The following is a 1,576-nucleotide window of genomic DNA, read 5'->3' on the forward strand; positions in this document are numbered from 1 at the left end:
AAGCTAAACTTGACAGTGAGAACCCCACGGGCTTGCCTGTGGGAGTAGTCAGAATGTAGGTACACTTATTTTAACTTATGTAGTATTTGCACTTATTTATCCAAAACTTAAGAAAGCATTTAAGGCTATTTAACAGTGGGAAACCACTGTTTTTTTATCTTAAACACAAAACGATAACTTAAAAAGGCTTTATTTAGGAAAAAACAGGTGAGGTTTATGTACATTTCACCTGTTTTTTGCTATGATATTCGATAGGTTGAAAGAGGTTTGATTATGAAGAATTCATTAGTGGGGCAGGATGTGCTCATCCATTGCTATAAACATGACGGTAAACCACATCGTACGTGGTCACGCTGTAAGATATTAGAAGAAACAGATCGCCATTTTATCGGTATAAATAATAATACATTAGTTACAGAATCAGATGGTCGTTCCTGGGTCACTAAAGAACCAGCTATCTGTTATTTTCCTAAGGATAGATGGTATAATGTCATTTGTATGATTAGAAGTGATGGTATCTATTATTATTGTAATATTGCCTCTCCTATATTATATGATGGAGAAGCACTTAAATATATTGATTATGATTTAGATTTAAAGGTATGGCCTGGCTATCGATATAAGGTATTAGATGAAGGTGAATATGCGGCTCATCGTATTAAATATCAATATTCAGATGAATTAGATGAGATATTCCATGAACAGCTCAATCGTTTGATTGTGATGACGATGAATGCATCTGGCCCTTTTCGTGCAGGATTTGCCCAGGAGTGGTATAATAAGTATCAGCAGATGATGAAAAATAGAGGAACTAAAAATGATAAACTTAAAAAATGAAGCTGAAATGATTGCTTTTGGTAAACGTATTGGAGAAACAATCTTTCCCCATTCTATTATCACATTAACAGGTGATTTAGGGGCCGGTAAGACTACATTCACAAAAGGAATTGGACAGGGACTTGACATCAAGAAGATCATCAATTCTCCTACTTTTACTATTGTGAAGGTTTATTCTGGACGTATGACTCTCTATCATTTTGATGCATATCGCCTAGAAGGGGCAGATGATGATTTGGGATTTGAAGAGATGTTTGAAGATGATGGCTTATGTGCGATTGAATGGCCACAGTTTATTGAAGACATTATTCCAGAAGAAAGATTAGAAATTGAAATAATAAAGAATGAAGATGAAACACGTTCTTTAAAGCTTCATCCTATTGGTGAAAAATATGAGAACTATGTGAGGGAGGTTACACATGATTAGTTTAGTGATGGATACATCAAATAGTTATTTAGCTGTAGGCTTATATCAGGATAATGTGTGTCTAGAAGCCTTCCAGGAAAAAGGTTCTAGAAGACAATCAGAAAAAGCAATTCCTACATTAAAGGGAGTGCTTGATCGTCATCATATTGCATTAAAGGATGTCAATGAAATGATTATTACATCAGGACCTGGCTCTTATACAGGTGTTAGAGTGGCTATGACAATTGCCAAGACACTTGCTGCAGTGTCTGATGTAAGAATTAAATCAGTCCCTTCTTTAGCTGCTTATGCAGGTATGAATCAGGCATTAAG

Annotated in this window: 3 protein-coding genes; all 3 read left to right on the forward strand. The window is 35.3% G+C overall.

Annotated features, from left to right (window positions below; all coding sequences use genetic code 11):
* Positions 1-273: 273 nt before the first annotated feature.
* Complete coding sequence (locus ACT8VG_RS11050) at positions 274-837, forward strand: DUF402 domain-containing protein (protein ID WP_006506926.1); 564 nt, start codon at positions 274-276, stop codon at positions 835-837.
* Entirely contained in the window at positions 818-1,264 is a 447-nt protein-coding gene (gene tsaE / locus ACT8VG_RS11055) for a tRNA (adenosine(37)-N6)-threonylcarbamoyltransferase complex ATPase subunit type 1 TsaE (protein ID WP_444195915.1), read from the forward strand. Before ACT8VG_RS11050 ends, tsaE begins: the two co-directional genes overlap by 20 nt.
* On the forward strand, positions 1,257-1,576 hold a 320-nt coding region (gene tsaB, locus ACT8VG_RS11060), incomplete at its 3' end, for a tRNA (adenosine(37)-N6)-threonylcarbamoyltransferase complex dimerization subunit type 1 TsaB (RefSeq protein ID WP_444195916.1). The genes tsaE and tsaB, both read left to right, overlap by 8 nt.

Source organism: Catenibacterium sp. (genome assembly GCF_052354645.1).
In the GTDB taxonomy this organism is placed as follows: Bacteria; Bacillota_I; Bacilli_A; order Erysipelotrichales; family Coprobacillaceae; genus Catenibacterium; species Catenibacterium mitsuoka_A.